Source organism: Sphaerotilus hippei (assembly GCF_003201595.1).
In the GTDB taxonomy this organism is placed as follows: domain Bacteria; phylum Pseudomonadota; class Gammaproteobacteria; order Burkholderiales; family Burkholderiaceae_C; genus Sphaerotilus; species Sphaerotilus hippei.
This window is the reverse complement of record NZ_QJJS01000008.1, coordinates 64,183-88,648: the sequence shown is the minus strand read 5'-3', so window position 1 is coordinate 88,648 and position 24,466 is coordinate 64,183. Positions and strand designations below refer to the sequence as shown.

The following is a 24,466-nucleotide window of genomic DNA, read 5'->3' as shown; positions in this document are numbered from 1 at the left end:
TGCCGGGCCGTGGTGACGCGGCTCAGTAACCGGCCTGCCGGTCGACCGGGTGCATCACCGGCCGGCCCTGGCGCCAGGCGCGGATGTTGTCGGCGGCGAGCCGGGCGGCCGATCGTGGGTCGGTCTGTGCCGCCGCGTGGGGCAGCACCGTCACCTGCGGGTGCTGCCAGAAGGCATGCTCGGCCGGCAGCGGTTCGGTGGCGAACACGTCGAGCACCGCGTGGCCGATCTGGCCCCGTGCCAGCGCCGCCAGCAGGTCGGCCTCGACCACATGCGCGCCCCGCGCCAGGTTCACCAGCCCGGCGCCGCGTGGCAGCCGGTCCAGCCGCGCGGCATCGAGCAGGTGGTGGGTGTCCGGCGTCAGCGGCAGCAGGTTGATCAGGATCTCCACCGAGGCCAGCAGCCGGTCGAGCCCGGCGGCCCCGTGGCAGGTGTGCACGCCCGGCAGCTCGCACGGGCGGCGGCTCCAGCCGAGGACCGGATGGCCGGCCTGCTGCAGGCGCCGCGCGGTGGTGCGGCCCATCTCGCCCAGGCCGAGCACGCCGACCGGCACCTCGTCGGCCCGACGCTGTGGCTGCGCGGCCCAATGGCGCGCCTGCTGCTGGCGGGCGTAGTCGAACATCCGGCGATGCAGCCCGAGCACCGCCCAGTGCGCGGTCTCGGCCATCGCCTGGTTCATCACCGGATCGACCATGCGCGCCAGCGTCACCCCCTCGGGCAAGCTGTCGTCGGCCATCAGCCGCTCCACGCCCGCCCACAGCGACTGCACCAGCCCCAGGCGCGGGCAGTCGACCAGCGCCCCCGGCAGCGGGTTGGCGACGATGGCCACGTCGGCCTGCTGCCGCACGTCGAACGGCCAGTCCTGCGGCCGGTCCAGGCGCCACAGTGCCTCCCCCGGCAGGGCCGCCTGCAGCGCCGGCATCCAGCGTGCCCATTCGGCCGCGTCGAAACGGCAGGCCAGCAGGATGCCGCCCTGGCCCTGGCCCTGGCCCTGGTCGGTGGCGGGGCGAGCGTGCGCCTCGAGGCTCATGGCGTGCTGCTCTCGTCCTCGTCGAGGGCCTGCACCAGCGTGCGCAGCGCATGCCGCGTGGTCTGCGCCCGCACGGCGGCCCGATCACCCGGCCAGACGCGCCGCTCGGTCCAGCAGCGGCCGGGCAGCGCCCAGGCGAACCAGACCGTGCCCACGGGCTTGTCGTCGCTGCCGCCCCCCGGTCCGGCGATGCCGGTGACCGCCAGCGTGGCCTGCACCGGCGCGTGCTGCAGCAGGCCTTGCGCCATGGCCCGGGCGGTGGCTTCGCTGACCGCGCCGTCGGTGTGCAGCGTCCCGGCCGGCACGCCCAGCAGCTGCTGCTTGGCGGTGTTGCTGTAGGTCACCAGCCCGCGCTCGAACCAGTCGCTGGAGCCGGCGAGGTCGGTGCAGGCCGCGGCGATCAGGCCGCCGGTGCAGCTTTCGGCCGTCGCCAGCTGCCAGCCGCGTTGGCGCAGCCGCCCGGCCAGCGCCTCCACCCAGGCGGCGACTGGCGCCGTGGTGTCGTGAGTGCGTGCTTCGGTGGACTTCATCAGGTGGCTCCGGTTCAGGCCCAGGCACGCTGCAGGGCCACCCACAGCGAGATCACCAGCAGCGTGCACAGGGCCGCCACCAGGTCGTCGAAGATGATGCCGAAGCCGCCGCGCCAGCCGCCGCCCTTGAACACCTGGTCGGCCCAGCGCACCGGGCCGGGCTTGGCGGCATCGAAGTAGCGGAACAGCCCGAAGGCGGCCAGCTGGGCCCAGCCGCTGGCCGGCGTCAGCAGCCACAGCACCAGCCAGAAGGCCAGCACCTCGTCCCAGACGATGAAGCCGGGATCGGCGCTGCGGGCGTGGCGGGCGGTGACGGTGCAGGCCCACCAGCCGACCACCAGCCCGCCCAGCAGCGTCCAGCCCCAGGCCGACGCATCGAGCCAGTGGCTCAGCACGAGGAAGGAGGCCCAGGCCCAGAGCGTGCCGACGGTGCCGGGCGCCATCGGGCTCAGGCCGCTGCCACCCCCCAGCGCGATCAGGTGGGCCGGGTGCGACAGCAGGAAGCTGGCGTCGACCCGCGGGGGCGGGGCCGCATCGGCCGCGTTCGAGACGGTGCGGATCGGCTCGATGTCGATGATGTCGTCGGGGGGAGAGGCGGGCATGGCGCAGTCGATCGTGCTCAGGCGCGGAAATGGTCGAACGAGGCCCAGGGCGTGGCCAGGCGCTGGCCGTCGTGGCCGACGACCTCGAGGCCGCCGCCGGTCGTGAGGTGGCCGATGCGGCGCACCCCGGTGGCGCTGTGGCGGCCGGCCGCCAGCACCGCCTCGTGGCGTTCGGGCGCGGCGGTGAACAGCAGTTCGTAGTCGTCGCCGCCGGCCAGCAGGCATTCGAGCTGCCGGCCGTCGTCCTGTGCCCGCATCAGCGGGCTGCGCGGCAGCCAGTCGGCCTCGAGGCGCGCGCCGAGCGGCCGGCCGGCCTCGCCGTGCACGGCACCCGAGCGTTTCAGCACGTGGCTGAGGTCGCCCATCAGGCCGTCGGAGATGTCGATCGTGCTGGTGGCCAGCCCGCGCAGCGCCTGCCCGAGCGCGACCCGCGGCTGCGGACACTCCATCGCCAGGCGCAGCCGCTCGAAGGCCTCGCCCGGCACGTGCAGGCCGGGCGTGCCGCGGAACACCTCCAGCGCCAGCCGGGCGTCACCGAGCCAGCCGGGTTCGTCGTCGTGCAGCGGGTGGCTGACCCACAGCTCGTCGCCGGGCCGGGCGCCGCTGCGCAGCAGCGCGCCACCGGCGGGCACCTCGCCGAAGACGGTGATGCACAGGTTCAGCGGCCCGGAGGTCGTGTCCCCGCCGACCAGCTCGATGTCGTGCCGGTCGGCCAGCGCGAACAGGCCGCGGGCCAGCCCGGCGAGGAACGGCGCCTCGGCGCGCGGCAGCGACAGCGCCAGCGTGAAGGCCAGCGGCCGGGCGCCGCAGGCGGCCAGGTCCGACAGGTTGACCGCCAGGGCCTTGTGCCCCAGCCGGTCGGGGGCGACGGTGGACAGGAAGTGCCGGCCTTCGACCAGCATGTCGGTCGACACGGCCAGCTGCATGCCCGGCGAGGGCGCGAGCAGCGCGCAGTCGTCGCCGATGCCCAGCGGGCTGCGCCTGACCGGGCGGTCGAAGTAGCGGGCGATCAGATCGAATTCACCAAGAGACATGCCAGCGTGTCCGGAGCAAACGGCCGATTATGGGTGCCGTTCAGTCCGCCCCGCCCAGGCGCAGCACGTTGGCGAGCTCCACCGCCGACTTGACGCCCATCTTGTCGAACACCCGGGCGCGGTGGACCTCGACGGTGCGCACGCTGATGTCGAGCTCGTCGGCGATCTGCTTGTTGGCGCGCCCCAGCACGATCAGCTCCATGACCTCACGCTCGCGCTCGGTGAGCTCGGCCATCAGGCGCCGGATCTGCGACTGCCCGCTCGCCGCCTTCAGGGCGGTCTCGCTGACGGCCAGGCCCTCGATGATGCGGTCGACCAGGCTGTTGTCGGAAAACGGCTTTTCGACGAAGTCGAAGGCCCCGCGCTTGACCGCCGCGACCGCGGTGGCCACGTCCGCGTGACCGGTCAGGAAGATCACCGGCAGCAGCGAGGTCCACTGCTTCTCGATCAGGTGCTCGAACAGCGCCATGCCGTTCATGCCGGGCATGCGCATGTCCAGCAGCAGGCAACCGGGGCTGTCGGCCCGCACGTCGCCGCTGCCCACCGCCGCCCAGAACGCGTCGGCCGAGGCGAAGGTGCGTGGCAGCAGGCGGCGCGAGCGCAGCATCCAGGCCAGCGCGTCGCGCACCACCTCCTCGTCGTCGACGACATAGACGGTGCCGGGCTGGGACTGGATGCGTGCTGCGGTCATGGATCAGGAGGGGAAGGCGGAGTCGGGGCGACAACAGCCGGAAGCGTAAACCGGAACACCGTCTGCCGGGGCTCGCGCGTGCTGGTGAATTCCAGTGCCCCGCCGTGCTGCTCGACGACGGTGCGGCACATGGCCAGGCCGATGCCCATGCCCTCGGGCTTGGTGCTGAAGAAAGGCGTGAACAGCTGGCCGGCCACCGCCTCCGGGATGCCCGGGCCGTGGTCGATCACGCTGAGCTCCACCCAGCGGTCGCCGCTGGGCTGCGCGCGCAGGATCAGCACCCGCTCCTCCAGCGTCGTGTCGTCCTCCTCCATCGCCTGGATGCCGTTGCGCACCAGGTTCAGCAGCACCTGCTCGACCATCGTGCGGTCGCAGTTGACCCGCGGTGGCGGGGTGGGCAGGTCGATGTCGAGCCGGGTGTTGCTGCGCCGGGCGGCCAGCCGGGCCAGCGGCAGGATGGCGTCGATCAGCTCGTTGCAGCGCACGTTCTCGCGCAGGCGTTCGCGCCGGCGCACGAACTGGTGCACGCTGCGGATGATGCGGCCGGCCCGCTCTGCCTGCTCGGCCACCCGCGAGATCGCCTGGCGGATCATCTGCTGGGTCTCGGCATCGGCGGGCGGGTCCTCCGGCTGCTCGGGCAGCAGGTTGAGCGTGCCGGTGGCGTAGCTGGCGATGGCCGCCAGCGGCTGGTTCAGCTCGTGGCTGAGCAGCGTGGCCATCTCGCCCATCGTCGCCAGCCGGGCGGCGGCCTGCAGCTTCTCCTGCTGCTGGCGCGACAGCTCCTCGATGCGGCGCTGGGCACGCACGTCGAGCACCGTGCTCATCCAGCCGGTCTGCCGGCCCCGGCTGTCGCGCAGCGGGGCCTCGAAGATCAGCACCGGGAAACGTTCGCCCTTGCGGTTCATGAAGACGGTCTCGTAGCCCTCGCGCGGCGGGGCGTCACCGGCCATGCGCAGCGCCTGGCGCCTGCTGTAGGTCTCGATCATCTCGGGGGGCCAGTAGGGCGGCACCGTGGCGTTGACCAGCTGCTCGGCACTGCAGTCCACCATCGTGCAGAACGCCTGGTTGACGTAGGTGATGCGCCCGCTCAGGTCGCGGGCGCGCAGGCCGGTGACCAGCGAGTCCTCCATCGCCTTGCGGAAGGACAGCGCATCGGCCAGCCCCTGCTCGGCCTCGGAGCGGCGGCGCACGTCGTGCGCCAGCAGCAGCACCACCGCGCTCAGCGCCAGCGACAGTCCCGCCACCAGCGCCGCATTGCGGTTGGGCAGCAGGCCCGGCGTCTCGGTGATGCTGTCGAGCCGCAGCACCTGGGTGAATCCGGCCACGTCGATCAGCCGGTCCGAGCGGTAGACGCCTGCGCCACGCACCGCGCCGGCCAGCGCCAGCCGCGTGCCGTCGGCCTCGATCAGCATGACCTGGTAGCGGTGCGTCAGCTCCTGCGGCAGGCTGTGCTCCAGCAGGTGCCGCAGCGAGACGGTGACCAGCAGCGACGCCGGCCTCGAGTCCACCTGGTAGGGCAGGCAGAGGTCGACGACCTCGGAGCCCTGGCCCGATGCCGTGGGCACGAAGTAGCTGCGCGAGAACAGCGGCGTGGCCAGCCGCCGGGCGGTCGTGCAGGCCGCATCGGCCTCGATCAGCATCGACTCCCGCGGCAGGCCGGTGAACTGGAGCGGGTGCTCCAGCGAGCCGGCCAGCGCGAGCGGGCGCAGCTGCTCGTCGCGCAGCTCGATGCGCATCATCTCGGGGTGCTCCCGCAGCATCAGCGTGGCCAGGCTCTGCCAGGTCGACGCGCTGTCGACCCACTGCAGCTGCTGGATCGCCTGCACGTCGGTGGCCAGCAGCCGCCGCACCGAGGCGGCCGCCGTCACCGCCGTCTGCTCCGTCTCCTCCTGGAGGCGGTTGTGCTCGTGCTGCCAGGTCAGCCACAGCAGCGTGCCCTCGGCCACGGCGATCAGCAGGAACAGCACGCCCCACAGGCTGAGCCGCCGCCAGCGCCGCACGGGCAGGGACTTCAGCAGGGCGAGCAGGTGGTTCATGGCCGCACAGTATCCGGCGGGCCGCCGCCCGGGACTACGCACTAATGCGCATGCCATCGGGGCCGGGCGGCGTCACACTGAAACCCGATCGGCGCCCGGGCGGTCATGCTCCACGACAGGGCATGCGCTTGTGGCATGACGTCATGCCGTCACGCGCCTCAATCGAACAGGCACGGGCGTGCACCGATTCCTACAATCCGCAGCCCTCCCTGTCTCGATGCCGCGGTGTCCTGGCGCTCCTCTTTGACCTGTCCGGAAGCTGTCTACATGTCCAAGCAAGAAGAAAAGCAAGCAGAACTGCGCCGCAGTGCACTCGAATACCACGAGTTCCCGACCCCGGGCAAGATCGCGGTCACGCCGACCAAGCAGCTGATCAACCAGCGCGATCTGGCGCTGGCGTACTCGCCCGGCGTGGCCGCGGCCTGCGAGGAGATCGTCGCCGACCCGGCCAACGCCTTCCGCTACACCTCGCGCGGCAACCTGGTCGCGGTCGTGACCAACGGCACCGCCGTGCTGGGCCTGGGCAACATCGGCCCGCTGGCCTCCAAGCCGGTGATGGAAGGCAAGGGCGTGCTGTTCAAGAAGTTCGCCGGCATCGACGTCTTCGACCTCGAGATCAACGAGAACAACCTCGACAAGCTGGTCGACATCATCGCGGCGCTGGAGCCGACCTTCGGTGGCGTCAACCTCGAGGACATCAAGGCCCCCGACTGCTTCTACGTCGAGCGCAAGCTGCGCGAGCGCATGAGCATCCCCGTCTTCCACGACGACCAGCACGGCACGGCCATCGTCGTCGGCGCGGCGCTGCTCAACGGCCTGAAAGTCATCGGCAAGGACATCAAGCAGGTCCGCCTGGTGTCCTCGGGCGCCGGTGCGGCGGCGCTGGCCTGCCTGAACCTGCTGGTCAAGCTGGGCCTGCCGCGCGAGAACATCTGGGTGACCGACCTGGCCGGCGTGGTCTACCAGGGCCGCACCGAACTGATGGACCCGGACAAGGCCGAGTTCGCCCAGCCGACCTCGATGCGCACGCTGCGCGAGGCCATCGTCGGTGCCGACATCTTCCTGGGCCTGTCCGCCGGCGGGGTGCTGAAGGCCGACATGGTCGCCTCCATGGGCCCGCGGCCGCTGGTGTTCGCGCTGGCCAACCCGACGCCGGAGATCATGCCCGAGGAGGTCAAGGCGGTGCGCGACGACGTCATCATGGCGACCGGCCGCACCGACTTCCCGAACCAGGTCAACAACGTCCTGTGCTTCCCGTACATCTTCCGCGGCGCGCTGGACTGCCGGGCCACCACCATCACCGACGAGATGGAGATCGCCGCGGTGTATGCGATCGCCGAGCTGGCCCAGGCCGAGCAGAGCGAGGTGGTGGCGGCGGCCTACGCCGGCGCGAACCTGAGCTTCGGCCCCGAATACCTGATCCCCAAGCCCTTCGATCCGCGGCTGATGATCAAGATCGCTCCGGCGGTGGCCGCAGCGGCGGCCGCCTCCGGCGTCGCCCAGGCGCCGATCGAGGACTTCGACGCCTACCGCGAGCGCCTGCAGGCCTTCGTCTACGCCTCCGGCACGATGATGAAGCCGATCTTCACGCGGGCCAAGCGGGCGCTCAAGCGCCGGGTCGCCTACGCCGAGGGCGAGGACGAGCGCGTCCTGCGTGCCGTGCAGATCGTGGTCGACGAAGGCCTGGCCCGCCCCACGCTGATCGGCCGCCCGGGCATCATCGCCCAACGCATCGAGAAGTTCGGCTTGCGCCTGGAAGAGGGGCGTGACTACGACGTCGTCAACACCGAGCAGGACCACCGTTACCGCGACTACTGGCAGACCTATCACCGCATCGGCGAGCGCAAGGGCGTGACCCAGCAGCTCGCCAAGATCGAGATGCGCCGCCGCCTGACCCTGATCGGCACGATGATGCTGCACAAGGGCGAGGTCGACGGCCTGGTCTGCGGCACCTGGGGCTCCACCTCGGGCCACCTGCAGTACGTCGATCAGGTGATCGGTCGCCGGCCGGGCGTGCACACCTATGCGTGCATGAACGGCCTGATCCTGCCGGGCCGCCAGGTCTTCCTGGTCGACACGCACGTCAACTACGACCCGACCGCCGAGGAGCTGGCCGAGATCACGGTGATGGCGGCCGAGGAGCTGATGCGCTTCGGCATCCAGCCCAAGGCGGCGCTGCTGTCGCACTCCAACTTCGGCTCGAGCAACCACCCGTCGGCGCAGAAGATGCGCGAGGCGCTGGCGCTGATCCAGGCGCGTGCGCCGTGGCTTGAGGTCGACGGCGAGATGCACGGCGACACCGCGCTCGATCCGGCCTACCGCGCCGAGACCATGCCCCACAGCGCGCTGACGGGTGAGGCCAACCTGCTGGTGCTGCCCAACATCGACGCGGCGAACATCGCCTACAACCTGCTCAAGACCAGCTCGGGTGGTGGCATCGCGATCGGCCCGATCCTGCTGGGCGCGGCCAAGGCCGTGCACATCCTGACGCCGTCGGCGACGGTGCGCCGCATCGTCAACATGACGGCCGTGACGGTGGCCAACGCCAACACCGTCCAGGAGTGACCTTGCTGAATTCGGGTACTATCTCGGGTTGCCTGCCCGGGCGATCGGGGGTGGTGCCCGGAATTTTCAGGGTCAGGCTGAATCGCTGAAACAGCTGAAAAAATTCAATTGAATCAAATAGATAGGCCGAGTCGGGAGGTATCCCGGCTCGGCCTCTTGTCTTTGGGCCTGTGCTGAAAAAGAAGGCGCAGCCTTGAGCTCCGGGCATGGTTTCTGTACCATAGACCCTTCGGATTTTTGGAAGACCCCCATGGTCTTTGCAGATCGGCGTGAAATTCACCGGTCTTTCCCTGACCGGTCAGGTCGCCAGCGGAGCGGGCAGATGAACAAATGGATCGCCCTGTCGACCCGTCACACCGGCGGTCGTTTCCTCTGGCCTGGCCAGTGGCTGCAGCTGTTCGTGCTGGTGGTCCTGTTCTGGCTGGCCGCGGGAACTGTGCAGGCCCGGGAAGAGTCACAGCCCCTCGACGCGGTCGCATTGAGCGCGTTGCCGGTGGAGGCGCAGCGCACGCACGAGCTGATCCTGGCCGGCGGACCCTTCCCTTACCGGGACAAGGATGGCAGCGTCTTCGGCAACCGGGAACGGCTGCTTCCGAAGCAGCGTCGAGGCTACTACTTGGAATATACCGTGAAGACCCCAAGATCCCGGGATCGGGGAGCCAGGCGCATCGTCTGCGGCGGACGACAGGCCACGGCTCCCGACATCTGTTATTACACGCAGGACCATTACGCGAGCTTCCGCCGCATCGCGCCATGATTCCGACGAGGATTGAAGAGCCCCAAGGGACCACCATGCTTTTGCAGACTGTCCGACCCAACATCGTCCAGGCGATCCGCGCGTTCCGCGTGGATGACCTGCTGGACGCCGCCCGAGACATGGGCCATCACTTTCTCTACGCCAACCTGTCCGACGCACAGACCAAGCAGGACGTGCTCGAAGGCATTGCCGAGGCCTTCCTGTTCCCTGCCCACTTCGGCAAGAACCTGGATGCGCTCTACGACTGCATGACCGACACGGTCAACAAGTCGGGGGTGCAGCAGGGTTTCATCGTCGTGCTCGAGCAGCTGCCTGACAACGCCAAGTTCGATCGTGAAGGGCGCGAGCAGCTGCTCGACGTGTTCCGTGACGCGGCCGACTTCTGGGGGGAACGCAAGATACCCTTCCGATGTTTCTATTCTTTTCAGTAGCCCGCTCCCAGGACCAAGGGCAATGGGAGCGGGCTGATGGAGCCCAGGTCGAGCAGCCGGTCAAGCCGGCACCGAAGCCGACCAAGAACGCCGCGCCGGCTTTTGCACCGCACATGCCGGTGATGAGCAGCGCCTTCGACACCGCGGCACTCGCGGCGGCGTGAGCAGGATCAGGCGGCCACCCGGGTCCGGGGTGCCGCAGGATCTGGCGTCGAACCTCTGAACGAACGAACGGCCCGCCTCGGCGGGCCGTTTTTCGTGTGCGGCCGGTCTGCAGATCGCAGGAGTCAGTGTCCGGCCGTCTCCGGCGCCGGGATCGGGCCGGCCAGCTGGGCCAGCGCCACGTAGTCCTCGACCGGAACCTCCTCGGCCCGGCGCTGCAGGTCGAAGTCGGTGTCCAGCCCCTGGGCCTCGATCCAGTGGCCCAGCGTGTTGCGCAGCATCTTGCGGCGCTGCGAGAAGGCGATGGCGACCATCTCGCTGAAGCGTCGGCTGTCGAGTTCCGGCGGATGGGCCAGCGGCTGCATGCGCACGATGGCCGAATCGACCCGCGGTGGCGGATCGAAACATTCGGGGCCGACGTCGAACAGCGCCTCGATGTCGTAGCGCCACTGCAGCATCACCGACAGGCGGCCGAAATCCTTGCAGCCCGGGCGGGCCGCCATGCGGTCGACGACTTCCTTCTGCAGCATGAAATGCTGGTCGATCACGACGTCGACCTGGTCGAGCAGGTGGAACAGGATCGGGCTGGAGATGTTGTAGGGCAGGTTGCCAATGATGCGCAGCTTCTGCCCGGCCGCCGCGGCCAGGGCGCGGAAATCGACCTTCAGCACGTCGGACTCGACCACCGACAGCTCCGGCCGCTTGCGCAGGCGGGCGGCCAGATCACGGTCGAGCTCGACCACGGTCAGCTGTCGGCTGAGCGCGACGACCGGATCGGTCATCGCGCCCAGGCCGGGTCCGATCTCGACCAGCGCCTCTCCCGGCTGCGGGTCGATGGCGCGGACGATGTCCTCGAGGATGGCGATGTCGGTCAGGAAATGCTGGCCGAAACGTTTGCGGGCAAGGTGCTGTTTCACGTGGGGGTCACTGTCCCGGCTGTTCGCGCAATTCGACATAGGCCCGGGCGCGCAGCTCGCGCGCCCATTCGAGGTAGGCCTCTTCGTACTTCTGTTCACGCAGCGCGTTGCGGGCGGCTTCACGCTGCTCGCGCACGTCCAGCCGCACCTCCCGCCGCTCCATCAGCTGGATCAGGTGCACGCCGAAACGCGACACCACCGGCTCGGACAGGTCGCCGGGGTTCAGCTGCTCCAGCACCCGCTGGAATTCCGGCACGAACTGCCCCGGGCCGGCCCAGCCCAGGTCGCCGCCGCTGGCCGCGCTGCCGTCCTCGGAGTTGCGGCGCGCGAGGTCGTCGAAGCGGGCGGTGCCCGCGGTGATGCGGCGCCGGTAGTCCTGCAGGCGGCTGACGATCGCGGCTTCGCTCAGTTGCGGGCCGGGACGCAGCAGGATGTGGCGTGCCCGGTGCTGCTGGACCGACAGCGCGGCCTCGAGCCGCTCGATGACCTTCAGCACATGGAAGCCCGCGCCCGAACGCAGCACCTGCGGAGCGACCTCGCCGGTGCGCAGCGGCCGCACGGCATCGACGAACAGGTCCGGCAGCTTGTCGGCACGTCGCAGGCCGAGCGAGCCGTCGCGCTCCTTGGGGCCGTCCGACAGCTCCCGCACCAGCGCGCCGAAGCTTTCGCCGGCCCGCAGGCGCTGCAGCGCCTGCACCGCGCGGGCGCGCCGTTCGGCCACCTGCGCCGGCGTGGCGTTCTCCGGCACGGCGATCAGGATCTGGCCCAGGTTGTACTCGGTCGCCGCCCCCGAGCGCTGGCGCTGCTCGGCCAGCCAGTTCTCGATGTCGGTGTCGGTGATGCGGATGCGGGCCTGCACCTCACGCTCGCGCACCCGGTCCAGCGCGATCTGGTCGCGCAGGTTGCTGCGGAAGCGGAAGTAGTCCAGGCCTTCGTTCTGCAGCCGCTCGCGCAGTTGCGCGAGCGTCAGCTGGTTCTGCGAGGCGATGCTGGCCAGGCCTCGATCGACCTCGGCCTCCTCGACCTTGACGCCGGTGTCGCGGGCGTAGCTCAGCTGGGTGCGCTCGTCGATCAGCTGGTCGAGGATCTGCTGCTGCAGGTCGCTGCGTGCAGGCAGGCGGGCGCTGGTGCGCTCGGCTTCCTGCTCGGCGCGGGCGATGCGCTGCTGGACCTCGTTGTTGGTGACCAGCTCCTGGTTGACCACGGCGACGATGTAGTCACCACCCCGGCGCTGCGCCAGCGCGTCCGGCGGAGCGGCCAGGGCGGCGCCACCCAGCACGAGGGCCAGGCCGGCGAGTCGTCCCAGGCGGCGCCAGGGGGTGGCGGGCACGCGACCGGTCAGGGGCGCGTGGCGGCGAAGGAAGGGCAGCAGCACCGTCATGGGAAAAGGTTCACGCCTTTGAAGGACCGGTTGTAGGGGGTGATGTCGTCGCTGACGTCGTTGCGACCTTGCGGGTCGCGCAGCATCTGGTAGCCGGGGATATTGTCCTTGAACGACGACAGCGGGTTCGAGCCCAGGCTCAGCCTCGACAGGCCGACAAATTCGATCTGCAGCATCAGCTTGGTGTTCGACGAGCTGTTGGCCACCGACTGGCGCTGGGCGACCAGGCGGCCGATCCAGCAGCCGGCATCGTATTCCAGTCCGAGCACGGTGCTGGTCAGCCGCTGGTCGCGCAGGCTGTAGTCGACCCAGCCGACGCCGTAGAGCGCACCCTTGCAGTCATTGCCGCCGCGTGGCGTGCGGTCCAGCGCCAGGGTCGACGTCTGCTGCACGGCCTCGGCCGCGGGTGTGCGGCGCCCGGTGCCCCAGCCCGCCAGCGGCCATTGCCAGCCCAGCGAGAGCTGCTCGCTGGAGCCACGCTGCAGGCGATAGGACGCGCTCAGCGCCTGGTAGGGCCCGGGCGTGTAGCGCACGCTGCCGATGGTGCGCTTGACCCGTTGCTGATCGGTGTCGTACTGGACGATGCCGTCGAGGTTCAGGTTGCGCAGCGCGCTGGTCGAGGCCTGCAGCAGCAGGTCGGAGAAGCGGCGGGTCTGCGGCGTGCCTTCGGGCGTGATCTGCTGGTCCGACAGCAGGAAGCGCTGGGCGACCGTGAAGCGGGCCAGCTCGCCGCCGGTGTCGCTGGCCAGGAAGCGGGTGCTCGCCCCGGCGGTGATCTGGTGGGCGTCCGAGATGCGGTCGGTGCCGGAGAAGCTGTTGTCGGCGAAGACCGAGTCGGTGTTGAAGTCCAGTCCGGCGCTGTCGAAGTTGGGCAGCGTCGACTGGTCGCGGTAAGGGGTCTTCACGTAGCGCAGCCGGGGTTCGAGCGTCTGCGTCAGCGCCCGTCCGAAGGCCTCGGTCGGGCGTTCGAAGGTCCAGCGGCTGTCGAGCGTGAAGGTCGGGATGAAGCGGCTGCGCGAGCGCAGGCCGTCGGACATGGCGGTGTCGGTCTGGTAGCTGGCGGCGTTGAAGGCCAGCCGTGGCGTCAGGCTCCAGCCGCCGTCGCCCAGCGGCCAGGCGACGCTGCCCTGCAGGTGCACCCGGTCGCCGGAGATCAGCGAGGTGTCGGCATTGGTGAAGCGGCTGGCCTCGGTCTGCAGGCTCCAGTCGAGCGGGCCGTCGACCGTGCGCCAGCGGGCGCCGACCTGGGGCTGGCGCCGGTAGGGGGTGGTCACCAGCGTGCTGTCGGAGCGGTCCTGCAGCAGCTGCCAGGTGTGCACCTGGGCGTAGATCGTCTGCTCCACCTCGGCGCCACCCAGGCGCAGGCTGCTGCGGCGCTGGGCCTGGGCCCGGGTGGGCAGCAGCCGCGGGGTCAGGAAGTCCGCGCCCCGCAGGTCGTCGGTGTAGTAGTTGTCGTCCGAGACCCGCAGGCCGCCGATCTGGTAGTCGATGTCCGGGCCGATCTGGCCGCGGTGCTGCGCGCGCCAGGCCCAGCGCTCGCGGTCGGCCACCCGGTCGTCGGGCAAGGCGTAGAAGCCCAGTTCGCCGCTCCAGCCGGGCTGCAGGTAGCGGACCTCGGCATCCACGCCCGGGCCGCGCTTGTACGACATCGTCGGCGTGATCGTGGCGTCGTACTGGGGCGCGATGTTCCAGTAGTAGGGCACCGACACCTCGAGGCCCGACGAGCTGGTCGTGCCGATCGTGGGTGGCAGCCAGCCCGACTTGCGCTCGTCGGTGACCGGGAAGCTCAGCACCGGGGCGGCGAGGATGGGCACGCCGTAGAAGCGCAGCACCGCATCCTCGGCGATGCCCTCGTTGGCGTCGAAGTCCAGGCGCACGCGGCGGCTGCTCAGCACCCAGGGCAGCGTCTCGCCTTCGCTCGGCTCGCAGCTGCTGTAGGTCGCGCCGGTCACCGCCATGCGGTTGGCGCCCAGGAAGTCGATGCGCTCGGCCTGCCCGCCTGCATCGGTGCGGCCGAAGCGGTAGGTCGGCCGGTCGAAATGGCCCTCCAGCCGGGTCGTGTCCAGCGCCAGCTCCGGTCCGGTGAACACGTCGTCGCCGCGGCGCAGGTGCACCGAGCCGGTGGCCCGGGCCAGGTCGCTGGCCTGGGTGTATTCGAGCTGGTCGGCCTCCAGCGACAGCACGCCCCGGCGCAGCTGCACATGACCCTCGGCCAGCAGCTGCTCGCCGATGCGCCCGCGCACCTGGTCGGCTTCCAGCTCCAGCTCGCCGGTGTTGTTGCGGCCGGCCTGCACGCTGCTGCCGGTCGCCGGTCGGGTCTTGCCCCGCGTGACCGGGCGGCACAGACCGGCCGGGGCTGCGGCCCGCAGACCCGTCGAGGCAGCCGACGGTTCGGCCGGATCGGCCGCCCGGGCGGGCGTGGCCAGCAGCGGCCAGGCCATCAGCAGGACCAGCGACAGGGGGGTCAGCGGGGGCGTCGGCGCCATGGCGGCGATCGCCGGGGTGCGCAAGCGGGCAGGCAGGGTGTGGGGCACGAATCGGACGGGCAGGGGCCGCGAGCGGCGCTCGCTAGAATCGATCGATTATTTCATGGGCAGGACCACAAGCCGTGTCAGACATCCTCTGGGCCGATGGCGCCCGCCAGCGAGCCTTTCAACAGTGGCTGGGTGAACAGGCCGGCCCGCACCGGCTCGAGCCGTCCAGCGTGCGCCCCGCCAGCGCCGACGCCAGCTTCCGGCGCTATTTCCGCGTCGACGGCCGCGAGGGCGGCTCCTTCATCATCATGGACGCGCCGCCCGGCCACGAGGACTGCCGTCCGTTCGTGCAGGTGGCCGCGCTGCTGCGCGACGGCGGCCTGAACGCACCCGAGGTGCTGGCCCGGGACGAGGCGCAGGGCTTCCTGCTGCTGAGCGATCTGGGCAGCCGCACCTTCCTGGCCGAGCTGCAGGCGCAGGACTTCTCGAGCCGCGACGGCCTGAAGGTGGTCGACGGGCTCTACCACTCGGCGCTCGAATCCCTGATCCAGCTCCAGCGGATCGAGGCGACCTCGGTGCCCGCCTACGACCGCGCCCTGCTGCGGCGCGAGCTCGACCTGTTCCCCGAGTGGTACGTCCACCGCCACCGCGGCGTCACCCTCGACGACACGCAGCGCCAGCTGCTCGAGGACGCCTTCGAGCTCATCATCAAGGTCTGCGAGGTGCAGCCGACCGTGCTGGTGCACCGCGATTTCCACAGCCGCAACCTGATGGTGACCGGCGGTGCGCCTGGCGTGCTCGACTTCCAGGATGCCGTGCGCGGCCCCGTCACCTACGACCTGGCCTCGCTGCTGCGGGATGCCTACATCGAGTGGGACGAGGCGATCCAGATCGATTGGGCAGCCCGCTACTGGGAACGGGCCCGCAAGGCCGGGCTGCCCGTGGGCGACGACTTCGGCACCTTCTGGCGCGATTTTGAATGGATGGGCCTGCAGCGCCACCTGAAGGTGCTCGGCATCTTCGCGCGCCTGAACCACCGCGACGGCAAGGACGGCTACCTCAAGGACCTCCCGCTGGTCTGGCGCTACGCCCACCACGTCGCCTCGCGCTACTCGGTGCTGCGGCCGCTGTCGCGCCTGCTCGAGCACATCGAGAACGTCGAGGTCAAGTTCGGCTACACCTTCTGATGCGCCGGCTGTTCTGGCGCGACCTGTCGCTGTCGGCCGTCGTGGCCGGCTTCGTGGCCATGCTGGTCGGGGTCACCAGCTCGATCGTGGTCGTCTTCCAGGCGGCGCAGGCGCTGGGCGCCACGCCGGCCCAGGTCACCTCCTGGATCTGGGCCATCTGCGTGGGCACCGGGCTGACCAGCATCGGCCTGAGCCTGTGGTACCGCCGCCCGGTGCTGACCGCCTGGTCCACCCCCGGCGGGGCGATGCTCGTCAGCGCCGCGGCCGGCGTGAGCCTGCCCGAGGCGCTCGGGGGTTTTGTCGTCTGCGCCGTGCTGATCACGCTGGCCGGGGCGACCGGTCTGTTCGCGCGGGTCATGGACCGCATCCCGCAGCCGCTGGCCGCCGGGCTGCTGGCGGGCGTGCTGGCGCGTTTTGCGCTCGATGCCTTCGGTGCCATGCCGGGCAACCCGGTGCTGGTCGGTGCCATGTTCCTGTCCTACCTGCTCGGCCGCCGGCTGTGGCCGCGTTATGCGGTGCCCGGCGTGCTGGCGGTCGGCCTGGTCGTGGCCGCCGCGCTCGGCCAGATGCACCTCGACGCGGTCGACTGGCGCCTGGGCACGCCGGTCTGGACCTCGCCCGAGTTCACGCTGCGGGGCCTGTTCGGCGTCGCGCTGCCGCTGTTCGTCGTCACCATGGCCTCGCAGAACCTGCCCGGCGTGGCCGCCCAGCGCGCGGCCGGCTACGACACGCCGGTCTCGCCGGTCATCGCCACCACCGGCCTGGCCACGCTGCTGCTGGCCCCGTTCGGCGGTTATGCGCTCAACCTCGCCGCGATCACCGCGGCGATCTGCATGGGCCGCGAGGCCCACGAGGATCCGGCCCGGCGCTGGCCCTCGGCCGTCATGGCCGGCGTGTTCTACCTGGCGGTCGGCCTGGTCGCCGGGGCCGTCGCGGGCCTGCTCGGCGCCTTCCCGAAGGCCATGGTGCTGGCGGTGGCCGGCTTCGCGCTGCTGGGCACCATCGGCGGGGGCCTCGGGGTCGCGATGGCCGACCTGCGCTGGCGCGAACCCGCGCTGGTCACCTTCCTGGTCACGCTCAGCGGCCTGTCGATGGCCGGCATCGGCTCGGCCTTCTGGGGCGTGGTCGCCGGCACGGTCTGCGTGGTCTTCGCCCAGGCCCGCAGCGCCCGGGCGGCGGGCTGAGCCCGCCGCCGGTCGTGCGGTCGTCGGCACCTGACGTGCCAGGGGCCGGGCCGGGCGGGTCGGCAGGATCCGGTGGCCTGTGCAACACTGCCCCTCATTCCACCCAGACACCGGCCGCCCGGACGGCCCGACGATCATGAACCTGCTCTTTGTTGCCGATCCGATCGAGACGTTCAAGACCAGCAAGGATTCCACCTTCGCGATGATGCGCGAGGCGGCGCGGCGTGGTCACCGGCTGCAGGTGTGCGAGCCCCGGGACCTGGTGTGGGTGCGCGGCGGGCGCGTGGTGGCCAGGCGCTGCCGCACGATCATCCTGACCGGGCGGGAGCAGGCCGACTGGTTCGAGGTGGTGGCCACCGCCGAGCTGGCGCTGGCGGACACGGATGCGGTGCTGATGCGCAAGGATCCGCCGTTCGATCCGGAGTTCATCTACGCGACCCATCTGCTGCAGCAGGCCGAGCGTGAGGGCGCCCGGGTGTTCAACCGGCCCCAGGCGCTGCGTGACCACCCGGAGAAGCTGGCGATCATGGAGTTTGCGGACGTGATCGCGCCCACGCTGGTGACGCGCGAGGCCGACGCGATCCGCGCCTTCCATGCCGAGCATGGCGACATCATCCTCAAGCCCCTCGACGGCATGGGCGGCATGGGCATCTTCCGGGTCGGGGCCGACGGGCTGAACCTGGGCTCCATCATCGAGACGCTGAACCAGCATGGCCAGGCCACGGTGATGGTGCAGCGTTTCCTGCCGGAGATCGTCGATGGCGACAAGCGCATCCTGATCATCGGCGGGGTGCCGGTGCCGTTCTGCCTGGCGCGCATCCCCCAGGGCAGCGAGATCCGCGGCAACCTGGCGGCCGGCGGCAAGGGCGTGGCCCGCCCGCTGAGCGAGCGTGACCGCGAGATCGCCGAGCAGTTGGGGCCGGTGCTGTCCGCGCGTGGCCTGCTGCTGGTCGGGCTGGACGTGATCGGCGCGTGCGTCACCGAGATCAACGTCACCAGCCCGACCTGCTTCCAGGAGATCACCGACCAGACCGGCTTCGACGTGGCGGCCTGTTTCGTCGATGCGCTCGAGGGCGCGCTGATGGCCGCGGCCTGAGCCGAGCCGGTCAGTCCGCGCCGCCCGCCGCGGGCTCGAGCCGGCCGGGCAGCAGGGCCTCGAAGGCCGTGGCCGGCAGCGGGTGGCTGAACAGGTAGCCCTGGTACTGGTGGCAGTCCTGCTGCTTGAGCCAGTCGAGCTGGGACTGGGTCTCGACCCCTTCGGCCACCATCTGCACGCCGAGCATGCGGCACATCGTGATGATCAGCCCGGCGATCGGCTGGGCGCTGTCGACAACCTTGCTGATGAAGGAGCGGTCGATCTTCAGGCAGTCGATCGGGTAGCGCTGCAGGTAGGCGAGGTTGGAGTAGCCGGTGCCGAAGTCGTCCACGGCGATGCGGAAACCCATGCCGGCGAGCTGTTCCAGCGTCTCGACCGTGCTGTCGTCGTTGCCCAGCAGCACCGATTCGGTGATCTCGAGCTCGATGCGGCGCGGGTCGCAGCCGGTGGCCTCGACGGTCCGGCGCATCTCCTCGACCAGCGTGCCTTCCAGGAACTGCCGCGGCGACAGGTTGACCGACACCGCCAGATCCAGCCCCTGCGCCTGCCACCGGGCCTGCTGGCGGGCGGCGATCTCGAGCACCTGGGCGCCGAGTTCGCCGATCAGGCCGCAGTCCTCGGCGTAGGAGATGAACACGCCCGGCGCGATCAGCCCCCGCTTCGGATGCTGCCAGCGCACCAGCGCCTCGGCACCGCAGATGCGGTTGCTCCGCACGTCGACCCTGGGCTGGTAGTAGACGACGAACTCGCGCCGCTCCAGCGCGTGGCGCAGCTCGGACTCCATCGTCAGCCGCTTCTGCGCGGCCGCGGTCATCTCGGGCGCGAAATAGGCGACCCGGTTGCGCCCGGCGTCCTTGGCCCGGTACATGGCCAGGTCGGCGTGCCGCATCAGCGTGTGGATGTCGGTGCCGTCCTGCGGGTAGATGCTCACGCCCAGCGACGGGGTGACCTGCACCTCGGTGTTGCGCACCGCGCCCGGTTGCGACAGCACCTTCAGCAGCCGGCTCGAGAGCTGCTCGACGTAGCCGGCGATGTCGTCGGCCGTGGCCAGCACGAGGAACTCGTCGCCGCCCAGCCGGGCGACCCGGTCGTTGTGCCGCACGGCGCTGCGCAGCCGGTTGGCCATCTCGACCAGCAGTTCGTCCCCCGCCGCATGGCCGAGCGAGTCGTTGACATGCTTGAAGCGGTCGAGGTCGATGAAGATCAGCGCGGCCTGCTCGCCGGCCCGGCCGATGGATTCGAGCTGGTGCTGGAAACCGTGGGTCACGTAGTGCCGGTTGGGCAGGCCGGTCAGCGCGTCGTGGTCGGCCAGGTGCTGGGCGCGGGCCTCGGTGCGCTTGAGGTCGCTGACGTCGACCTCGCTGATCAGCCAGGACGGCTCTCCCGTGACCGCGTCGCGGCAGCGGTGTCCCGAGACCTCGTGCCAGCGCTCGCCCCGGCTGGTGAGCACCGGCGCGATCAGCCGGCACCTGCCCTGCAGGTGCAGTGCCAGCATCAGCGCGTGGTAGTCCTGCTCCCGGACGAAGCGGTGCCGCTGTTCGCGCCCGGCGGGGGCCGCCTCGCGGGCGGCGGGGTTGCTGTAGAGCACGCCGCCCGCCCGGCTGTAGAGCGTGATCATCACCGTGGTGTGGGTCAGCGCCTCGGTGCTGCGCAGCATGGCCGGGTTGTTGCCGTGGTCGGCCAGGTGCTCGCAGAACAGCGCGAGGCGGCCGTCACCCAGGCGGATGCCGCTGAACTCGACCAGCATCGCGCAGGGGCGGCCCTCGGGATAGATCGTCCAGCATTCGGTGAAGCGGGTGTCGGTGTCGACCAGGTCGCTCTGGTACTGGTGCAGCCGCCGGGCCACGGTGTCCGACAGGTCCACCGACAGGTCGCGTGCCACCAGGGCTTCCAGCGTGTCGGCGCGCCACAGCTTGAGTGCCTGGCGGTTGGCCCAGTGGATGCACAGGCGGTCGAAATCGAAGATCCAGGTCGCGTGCGACAGCTGCTCCAGCACCCCGAAACGATCCCGCCGGTCGCTCAGCTCGCCCTCGGGGAGGGCAGGCTGGGCGACCGCTTCAGGCCGGGGATCGATCAGGGAATGGGAAGTCACGGCACAACCAATAATCCGTTACAAGCCCGGATTGTCGGCGCGAAGTGAACAAAACTGAGGGCTTCCTGCAGTGGTCGCCCGGCGCGGGTTCTCGAGGTCGCCGCTTCAGTGAACGACTGCCCAGACCTGCCGTCCGCGGCCTTGGTTCACAAAGGGTCCCAGGCCTCGAGCCAGCGCACGAAGCCGGGCAGGCCGACGTCCAGCGGCGTGGCGCTCCACGGGCCGATGGCCGCGATCAGGCGGGAGGGGTCGGCGCAGGTCGTGGGCACGTCGCCGGTCTGCATCGGCGCGAACTCGATCGAGGCCTGGCGTCCCAGCGCGGCCTCGAGCGTGCGCACGAAGTCCACCACCTTCACCGGCTGGCGGTGGCCGACGTTGAACAGCTCGGCGGGGGCGCCCTGGGCGTCGGGCGCCGGGCCGCCGCGCGCGATCAGGCGCTGCAGCGCGTCGACGACGTCGTCGACGCAGGTGAAGTCGCGCAGCAGCTGGCCTTCGGCGAAGAGCTTGATCGGCTGGCCGCGACGGATGGCCTGCGAGAAGCTCCAGTACGCCATGTCCGGACGGCCCCATGGGCCGTAGACGGTGAAGAAGCGCAGCCCGGTGACCGGCAGGCCGTGCACCTTGGCCGTCGCGTAGGCCATGGCCTCGTTGGCCTTCTTGGTGGCGGCGTAGAAGGACATCGGCGTGTCGGTGCGGTCGTCCTCGGTGAAGGCGCCGCTGTCGCGCCAGCCGTAGACGCTCGACGAGCTGGCGTAGAGCAGGTGCTTCACGCCGCCGTGCCGGCAGGCCTCCAGCACCGAGCCGAAGCCCTGCAGGTTGGACTGCACATAGGCCATCGGGTGCTCGACCGAATAGCGCACGCCGGCCTGGGCGGCCAGGTGCAGCACCACGTCGCAGCCGCTGGCCTCGAAGAAGGCGCGGGTGGCGGCGGCGTCGGCCAGGTCGAGCGGCTGCACCTGCACGCCCAGCGGATCGAGCAGCGCGGCGACCCGGTCGCGCTTGAGCTGGACCGGGTAGTAGTCGTTGTAGCTGTCGCAGGCGACCACGCGGTGGCCGGCACGGGCGAGGGCGGCCGAGACGTGGGCGCCGATGAAGCCGGCGGCGCCGGTCACAAGGATGGATCCCATGAGGGCAGGCTCTCCAGATCGGGGGCGCGTGTAAAATGCGCGGGTTTCGGGTGCCATGCACCGCTTCGGGTCTGCAGGCCCGACTTCAGGGCGGAATTATCGTTCTTTCTGTCACGCGCCCGTCCCACCCCCTTCTTGTCGAGTTGCCGCCGGCCGTGTCTTCACCCGTTCCTCCGGTTCCCACGCTTTGCCTGCCGCGCTGGTGGCCGCTGTGTCTGGTGGCGCTGCTGCTGCTGGCCGGCTGCGCCGCGCTGCGCCTGGGCGCGCTGGACGCCCCGCTGTTCCTGATGCTCAACGCCGCCGGGCGCATCGCCCCGGCGTTCTGGGCCGGCCTGAGCGTGGCCGGGCTGGGCCTGAGCGCCTTCATCCTGCTGGCGGCCGCGTCCCCCGGGCGCGACGAACGCCGCCTGGCGGTCGTGGCCAGCCTGCTGTGGTGTTTTCCGATCGGCGGCCTGCTGACCCATGGGCTCAAGCGCCTGTTCAGCACGCCCCGCCCGCAGGCGGTGCTGCCGCTCGACCAGATGCAGGTCATCGGCGAGCCGCTGCTGCACAACTCGCTGCCGTCGGGCCATGCGATCACCACGCTGGCGATGGCCTGGCTGTGGCTGCACACCCGCTCGCTCGGTCGTGGCGAGCAGGCGCTGGTCTGGATCGCCGCGCTGCTGGTGGTGGGCTCGCGCATCACCACCGCCGCCCACTGGCCCAGTGACGTGCTGGCCGGTGCCGCGGTCGGCCTGGTGGCGGCGCAGCTGAGCCTGCAGGCCACCCGCCGCTGGTCGGCGGCGGCCTGGCTGGCCCGCCCGGTGGGCCAGCGGGTCCTGGGCGCGGGCCAGATCGCCACCGGCGTGGCCATGTTCACCACCCACACCGGTTATCCCCTGGCCGAGCCGGTGCAGTGGGTGCTCGGCACGCTGGGCGTGGCCGCGGGCTTGTGGCGACTGGTGTCGCTGCGGTCCGGACCGGCCGCGGTGTCGGCGCCGGGACCGGCCCGATGAGCGCCCCGGTGCCTCCCGTTCGCGCATGACGTCGCGCACCTCGGGGTCCGATCACGACCTGCCGCTGGCCGAGGCCGCCGGCCTGCCACCCCCCGCGCCCCGTTCCACCCGCAAGCTGATCCTGCTGGGTCTGGGCATCGTGCTGGCCGTCGTGCTGCTGGCGGTGCTGGGGGCCGGGCTGGACGGGCCGGCCCTGCACGCGGCCGCCGCACGGGTGCCGCCGGGGGTCTGGGCCGCCGGGGTGCTGGGCATCCTGGTCAGCTACGCGCTGAGGGCGGCCCGGCTGCACGCCGAGTGGCGTCCGCGTACGCAGGCCCGCTACGGCGACTGCCTGCAGCTCTTCGTGCTGCACAACGCGGCGGTCAGCCTGCTGCCCTTGCGCAGCGGGGAGCTCGGCTATGCTTGGTGGCTGCTGCGGCGCTGGCAGGTGCCGCTGACCGAATCGCTGGCCAGCCTGCTGTGGCTGCGTCTGCAGGATGCCGTGGTGCTGGCGCTGCTGGCGCTGGCCGGGCTCAGCCCGCTGCCGGGCTGGTGGGGGCCCGCGCTGGCCGCGGCCGTCGCGCTGGCCGCGGCGCTGCTGCTGCCGCCGCTGTGGCGGCGCTGGCAGGCGGCGCTGCCCGATCCGGCGAACGACGGGGCCGCCACCCCCTCCGGCGCAGGCTGGCGTGCACGGGTGCAGCAAGGCCTGCGCAAGATCGCCCAGGCCCTGCGTTCCAGCCGCGGGGGCTGGCGGGCCTGGGTGTTCTGCGTCGCCAACTGGATGCTCAAGCTGCTGGTGGCGGCGCTGCTGCTGCAGGCGATCGGGCCGCTCGACCTGGCCGCCGCCTGGCGGGGTGCGCTCGGCGGCGAGTGGGCTGCCGTGCTGCCGGTGCAGGGGCCGGCCGGCCTCGGTACCTACGAGGCCGGGGTCTGGGCCGGGGCGCTGCTGGGCGGGGCGGCCGGTGGCGGTGGGTCCGGCGCCGTCACGGCGTCCTCGGTGGTGGGGGCGGCGCTGATCGTGCACCTGCTGTGGCTGGCGACCAGCGCCGCGTCGGCCTTGCTGGCGTGGCTGTGGGCCGCCCGCCGTTCTGAAAATCCTCTTTGAGTGCTTGTGGCCATGTCTACATCGTCCGTTCTGTCCGCCGGGTCCGCGTCGGCCTTCTCCGCACCGCCCGCGCCGGCGCACCGCCTGTCGGTGGTCGTGCCCATGTACAACGAGATCGACAACGCCGCGCCGCTGATCGATGCGGTGCAGGGCGCGCTGGCGGCTTATCCCCACCCCTGGGAGCTGGTGGTGGTCGATGACGGCAGCCGCGACGGCACCGGCCTCGCGCTGGAGCGCCACGCCGCCACGGTCGGCCCGCACATCCGGGTCGTGCGTCTGGCGCGCAACTTCCGCCAGACCGCGGCGATGCAGGCCGGCATCGATGCCGCCCGAGGCGACGTCATCGTCACGATGGACGGCGACCTGCAGAACGATCCGCGCGACATCCCGCGGGTGGTCGCCCGGCTGCTCAACGACGACATGGACATCGTCGCGGGCTGGCGCAAGAACCGCCAGGACGGGCTGTGGCTGCGCAAGGTGCCCTCGAGGATCGCCAACCGCCTGATCCGCCGCATCACCGGCCTGCCGTTCCAGGACCTGGGCTGCAGCCTGAAGGCCTTCCGCGCCGACGTGCTGCGCGAGGTGCGGCTCTATGGCGAGATGCACCGGTTCATCCCCGCGTGGCTGGCCACCGTGACCTCGCCCAGCCGCATGGCCGAAGAGGCCGTGCTGCACCATGCCCGCACGGCGGGGGCCTCCAAGTACGGCATCTCGCGCACGCTGCGCGTCATCGTCGACCTGCTGGCCGTCACCTTCTTCCTGCGTTTCGCCGCGCGGCCGGGCCACTTCTTCGGCGTGCTGGGCCTGGGCGTGCTCTCGTTCGGCATGGCGGTGCTGGGTTACCTGGGCGTGCTCAAGCTGCTGGGCGAGTCGATCGGCGGACGGCCGCTGCTGTCGCTGGGCTTCTTCAGCGTCATCGGCGGGCTGCAGTTCCTGATGACCGGCGTGCTGTCGGAGCTGCTGATCCGCATCTATTACGGCGGCCGCTACGGCTCGCCCTATGTGCTCAAGCCCGACAACGCGGTCGTGCAGGCCGGCCTGGCAGCCGACGCCGGCTGGTCCTCGGCCCCTGCGGCGCAGGCGGACTGAAA

General features: G+C 71.0%; 20 protein-coding genes. 9 read left to right on the top strand and 11 right to left on the bottom strand.

What is annotated here, in order from left to right; translation table 11 throughout:
* Positions 1 to 22: 22 nt before the first annotated feature.
* Genes C7444_RS10330 through C7444_RS10305 form a run of 6 tightly spaced genes read right to left on the bottom strand, consistent with a single transcriptional unit; the run spans position 23 to position 5,923 of the window.
* Positions 23 to 1,030, bottom strand: coding sequence for a 2-hydroxyacid dehydrogenase (locus C7444_RS10330; RefSeq protein WP_110400774.1), 1,008 nt, complete (start codon positions 1,028 to 1,030; stop codon positions 23 to 25).
* Positions 1,027 to 1,560, bottom strand: coding sequence for a CinA family protein (locus tag C7444_RS10325; RefSeq protein ID WP_110400773.1), 534 nt, complete (start codon positions 1,558 to 1,560; stop codon positions 1,027 to 1,029). The genes C7444_RS10330 and C7444_RS10325 overlap by 4 nt, the downstream gene beginning before the upstream one ends.
* Positions 1,561 to 1,574: 14 nt before the next feature.
* Positions 1,575 to 2,162 carry a phosphatidylglycerophosphatase A family protein gene (locus tag C7444_RS10320; RefSeq protein WP_110400772.1) on the bottom strand — a complete coding sequence of 196 codons (588 nt, stop codon included), beginning with the start codon at positions 2,160 to 2,162 and terminating at the stop codon, positions 1,575 to 1,577.
* A 17-nt stretch (positions 2,163 to 2,179) separates the two neighbouring features.
* Positions 2,180 to 3,196 carry a thiamine-phosphate kinase gene (thiL, locus tag C7444_RS10315; RefSeq protein WP_110400771.1) on the bottom strand — a complete coding sequence of 339 codons (1,017 nt, stop codon included), beginning with the start codon at positions 3,194 to 3,196 and terminating at the stop codon, positions 2,180 to 2,182.
* 40 nt (positions 3,197 to 3,236) lie between these two features.
* On the bottom strand, positions 3,237 to 3,887 hold the full coding sequence (locus tag C7444_RS10310) for a response regulator transcription factor (RefSeq protein ID WP_110400770.1): 651 nt from the start codon (positions 3,885 to 3,887) through the stop codon (positions 3,237 to 3,239).
* A complete protein-coding gene (locus tag C7444_RS10305; RefSeq protein ID WP_170130703.1) occupies positions 3,884 to 5,923 on the bottom strand; it encodes an ATP-binding protein in 2,040 nt (679 codons plus the stop codon). The genes C7444_RS10310 and C7444_RS10305 overlap by 4 nt, the downstream gene beginning before the upstream one ends.
* A gap of 267 nt (positions 5,924 to 6,190) precedes the next feature.
* Between C7444_RS10305 and C7444_RS10300 the strand changes: the two genes are divergently transcribed.
* The 3 genes from C7444_RS10300 (at position 6,191) to C7444_RS10290 (ending at position 9,676) form a co-directional block, all read left to right on the top strand.
* On the top strand, positions 6,191 to 8,488 hold the full coding sequence (locus C7444_RS10300) for an NADP-dependent malic enzyme (RefSeq protein WP_110400768.1): 2,298 nt from the start codon (positions 6,191 to 6,193) through the stop codon (positions 8,486 to 8,488).
* A gap of 322 nt (positions 8,489 to 8,810) precedes the next feature.
* Positions 8,811 to 9,245 carry a guanyl-specific ribonuclease gene (locus C7444_RS10295; RefSeq protein ID WP_110400767.1) on the top strand — a complete coding sequence of 145 codons (435 nt, stop codon included), beginning with the start codon at positions 8,811 to 8,813 and terminating at the stop codon, positions 9,243 to 9,245.
* A gap of 35 nt (positions 9,246 to 9,280) precedes the next feature.
* Positions 9,281 to 9,676, top strand: coding sequence for a barstar family protein (locus tag C7444_RS10290; RefSeq protein WP_211317522.1), 396 nt, complete (start codon positions 9,281 to 9,283; stop codon positions 9,674 to 9,676).
* A gap of 287 nt (positions 9,677 to 9,963) precedes the next feature.
* Here the strand turns inward: C7444_RS10290 and rsmA are convergent, their stop codons facing one another.
* From rsmA to C7444_RS10275, 3 genes are read right to left on the bottom strand one after another with little or no spacing between them, the layout of a single operon-like run.
* Positions 9,964 to 10,755 carry a 16S rRNA (adenine(1518)-N(6)/adenine(1519)-N(6))-dimethyltransferase RsmA gene (gene rsmA, locus C7444_RS10285; RefSeq protein WP_245909503.1) on the bottom strand — a complete coding sequence of 264 codons (792 nt, stop codon included), beginning with the start codon at positions 10,753 to 10,755 and terminating at the stop codon, positions 9,964 to 9,966.
* 7 nt (positions 10,756 to 10,762) lie between these two features.
* Positions 10,763 to 12,136: a peptidylprolyl isomerase gene (locus C7444_RS10280; RefSeq protein WP_110400764.1), complete on the bottom strand. Its 1,374-nt coding sequence runs from the start codon at positions 12,134 to 12,136 to the stop codon at positions 10,763 to 10,765.
* On the bottom strand, positions 12,133 to 14,670 hold the full coding sequence (locus C7444_RS10275) for an LPS-assembly protein LptD (protein WP_146219372.1): 2,538 nt from the start codon (positions 14,668 to 14,670) through the stop codon (positions 12,133 to 12,135). Before C7444_RS10275 ends, C7444_RS10280 begins: the two co-directional genes overlap by 4 nt.
* 74 nt (positions 14,671 to 14,744) lie before the next feature.
* On the opposite strand from C7444_RS10275, the gene C7444_RS10270 reads away from it, so the two are divergent.
* From C7444_RS10270 to gshB, 3 genes are all read left to right on the top strand, one after another.
* Complete coding sequence (locus tag C7444_RS10270) at positions 14,745 to 15,797, top strand: aminoglycoside phosphotransferase family protein (RefSeq protein ID WP_375136926.1); 1,053 nt, start codon at positions 14,745 to 14,747, stop codon at positions 15,795 to 15,797.
* A complete protein-coding gene (locus C7444_RS10265; protein WP_211317521.1) occupies positions 15,797 to 16,981 on the top strand; it encodes a benzoate/H(+) symporter BenE family transporter in 1,185 nt (394 codons plus the stop codon). The genes C7444_RS10270 and C7444_RS10265 overlap by 1 nt, the downstream gene beginning before the upstream one ends.
* A 136-nt stretch (positions 16,982 to 17,117) precedes the next feature.
* Complete coding sequence (gshB, locus tag C7444_RS10260) at positions 17,118 to 18,077, top strand: glutathione synthase (RefSeq protein WP_110400762.1); 960 nt, start codon at positions 17,118 to 17,120, stop codon at positions 18,075 to 18,077.
* Between the two features lie 10 nt (positions 18,078 to 18,087).
* Here the strand turns inward: gshB and C7444_RS10255 are convergent, their stop codons facing one another.
* Positions 18,088 to 20,169 (bottom strand): putative bifunctional diguanylate cyclase/phosphodiesterase, encoded by a 2,082-nt coding sequence (locus C7444_RS10255; RefSeq protein WP_245909502.1) that lies wholly within the window; start codon positions 20,167 to 20,169, stop codon positions 18,088 to 18,090.
* A 146-nt stretch (positions 20,170 to 20,315) separates the two neighbouring features.
* Positions 20,316 to 21,296 carry an NAD-dependent epimerase/dehydratase family protein gene (locus C7444_RS10250; protein WP_110400761.1) on the bottom strand — a complete coding sequence of 327 codons (981 nt, stop codon included), beginning with the start codon at positions 21,294 to 21,296 and terminating at the stop codon, positions 20,316 to 20,318.
* Positions 21,297 to 21,514: 218 nt separating this feature from the next.
* Between C7444_RS10250 and C7444_RS10245 the strand changes: the two genes are divergently transcribed.
* Genes C7444_RS10245 through C7444_RS10235 form a run of 3 tightly spaced genes read left to right on the top strand, consistent with a single transcriptional unit; the run spans position 21,515 to position 24,464 of the window.
* A complete protein-coding gene (locus C7444_RS10245; protein WP_170130702.1) occupies positions 21,515 to 22,291 on the top strand; it encodes a phosphatase PAP2 family protein in 777 nt (258 codons plus the stop codon).
* 25 nt (positions 22,292 to 22,316) lie between these two features.
* The gene (locus tag C7444_RS10240) at positions 22,317 to 23,375 is read left to right on the top strand and encodes a lysylphosphatidylglycerol synthase domain-containing protein (RefSeq protein ID WP_110400759.1); all 1,059 of its coding nucleotides are present in this window, start codon (positions 22,317 to 22,319) and stop codon (positions 23,373 to 23,375) included.
* A 12-nt stretch (positions 23,376 to 23,387) separates the two neighbouring features.
* Positions 23,388 to 24,464 carry a glycosyltransferase family 2 protein gene (locus C7444_RS10235; RefSeq protein ID WP_110400758.1) on the top strand — a complete coding sequence of 359 codons (1,077 nt, stop codon included), beginning with the start codon at positions 23,388 to 23,390 and terminating at the stop codon, positions 24,462 to 24,464.
* The last annotated feature ends 2 nt before the right edge of the window (positions 24,465 to 24,466 follow it).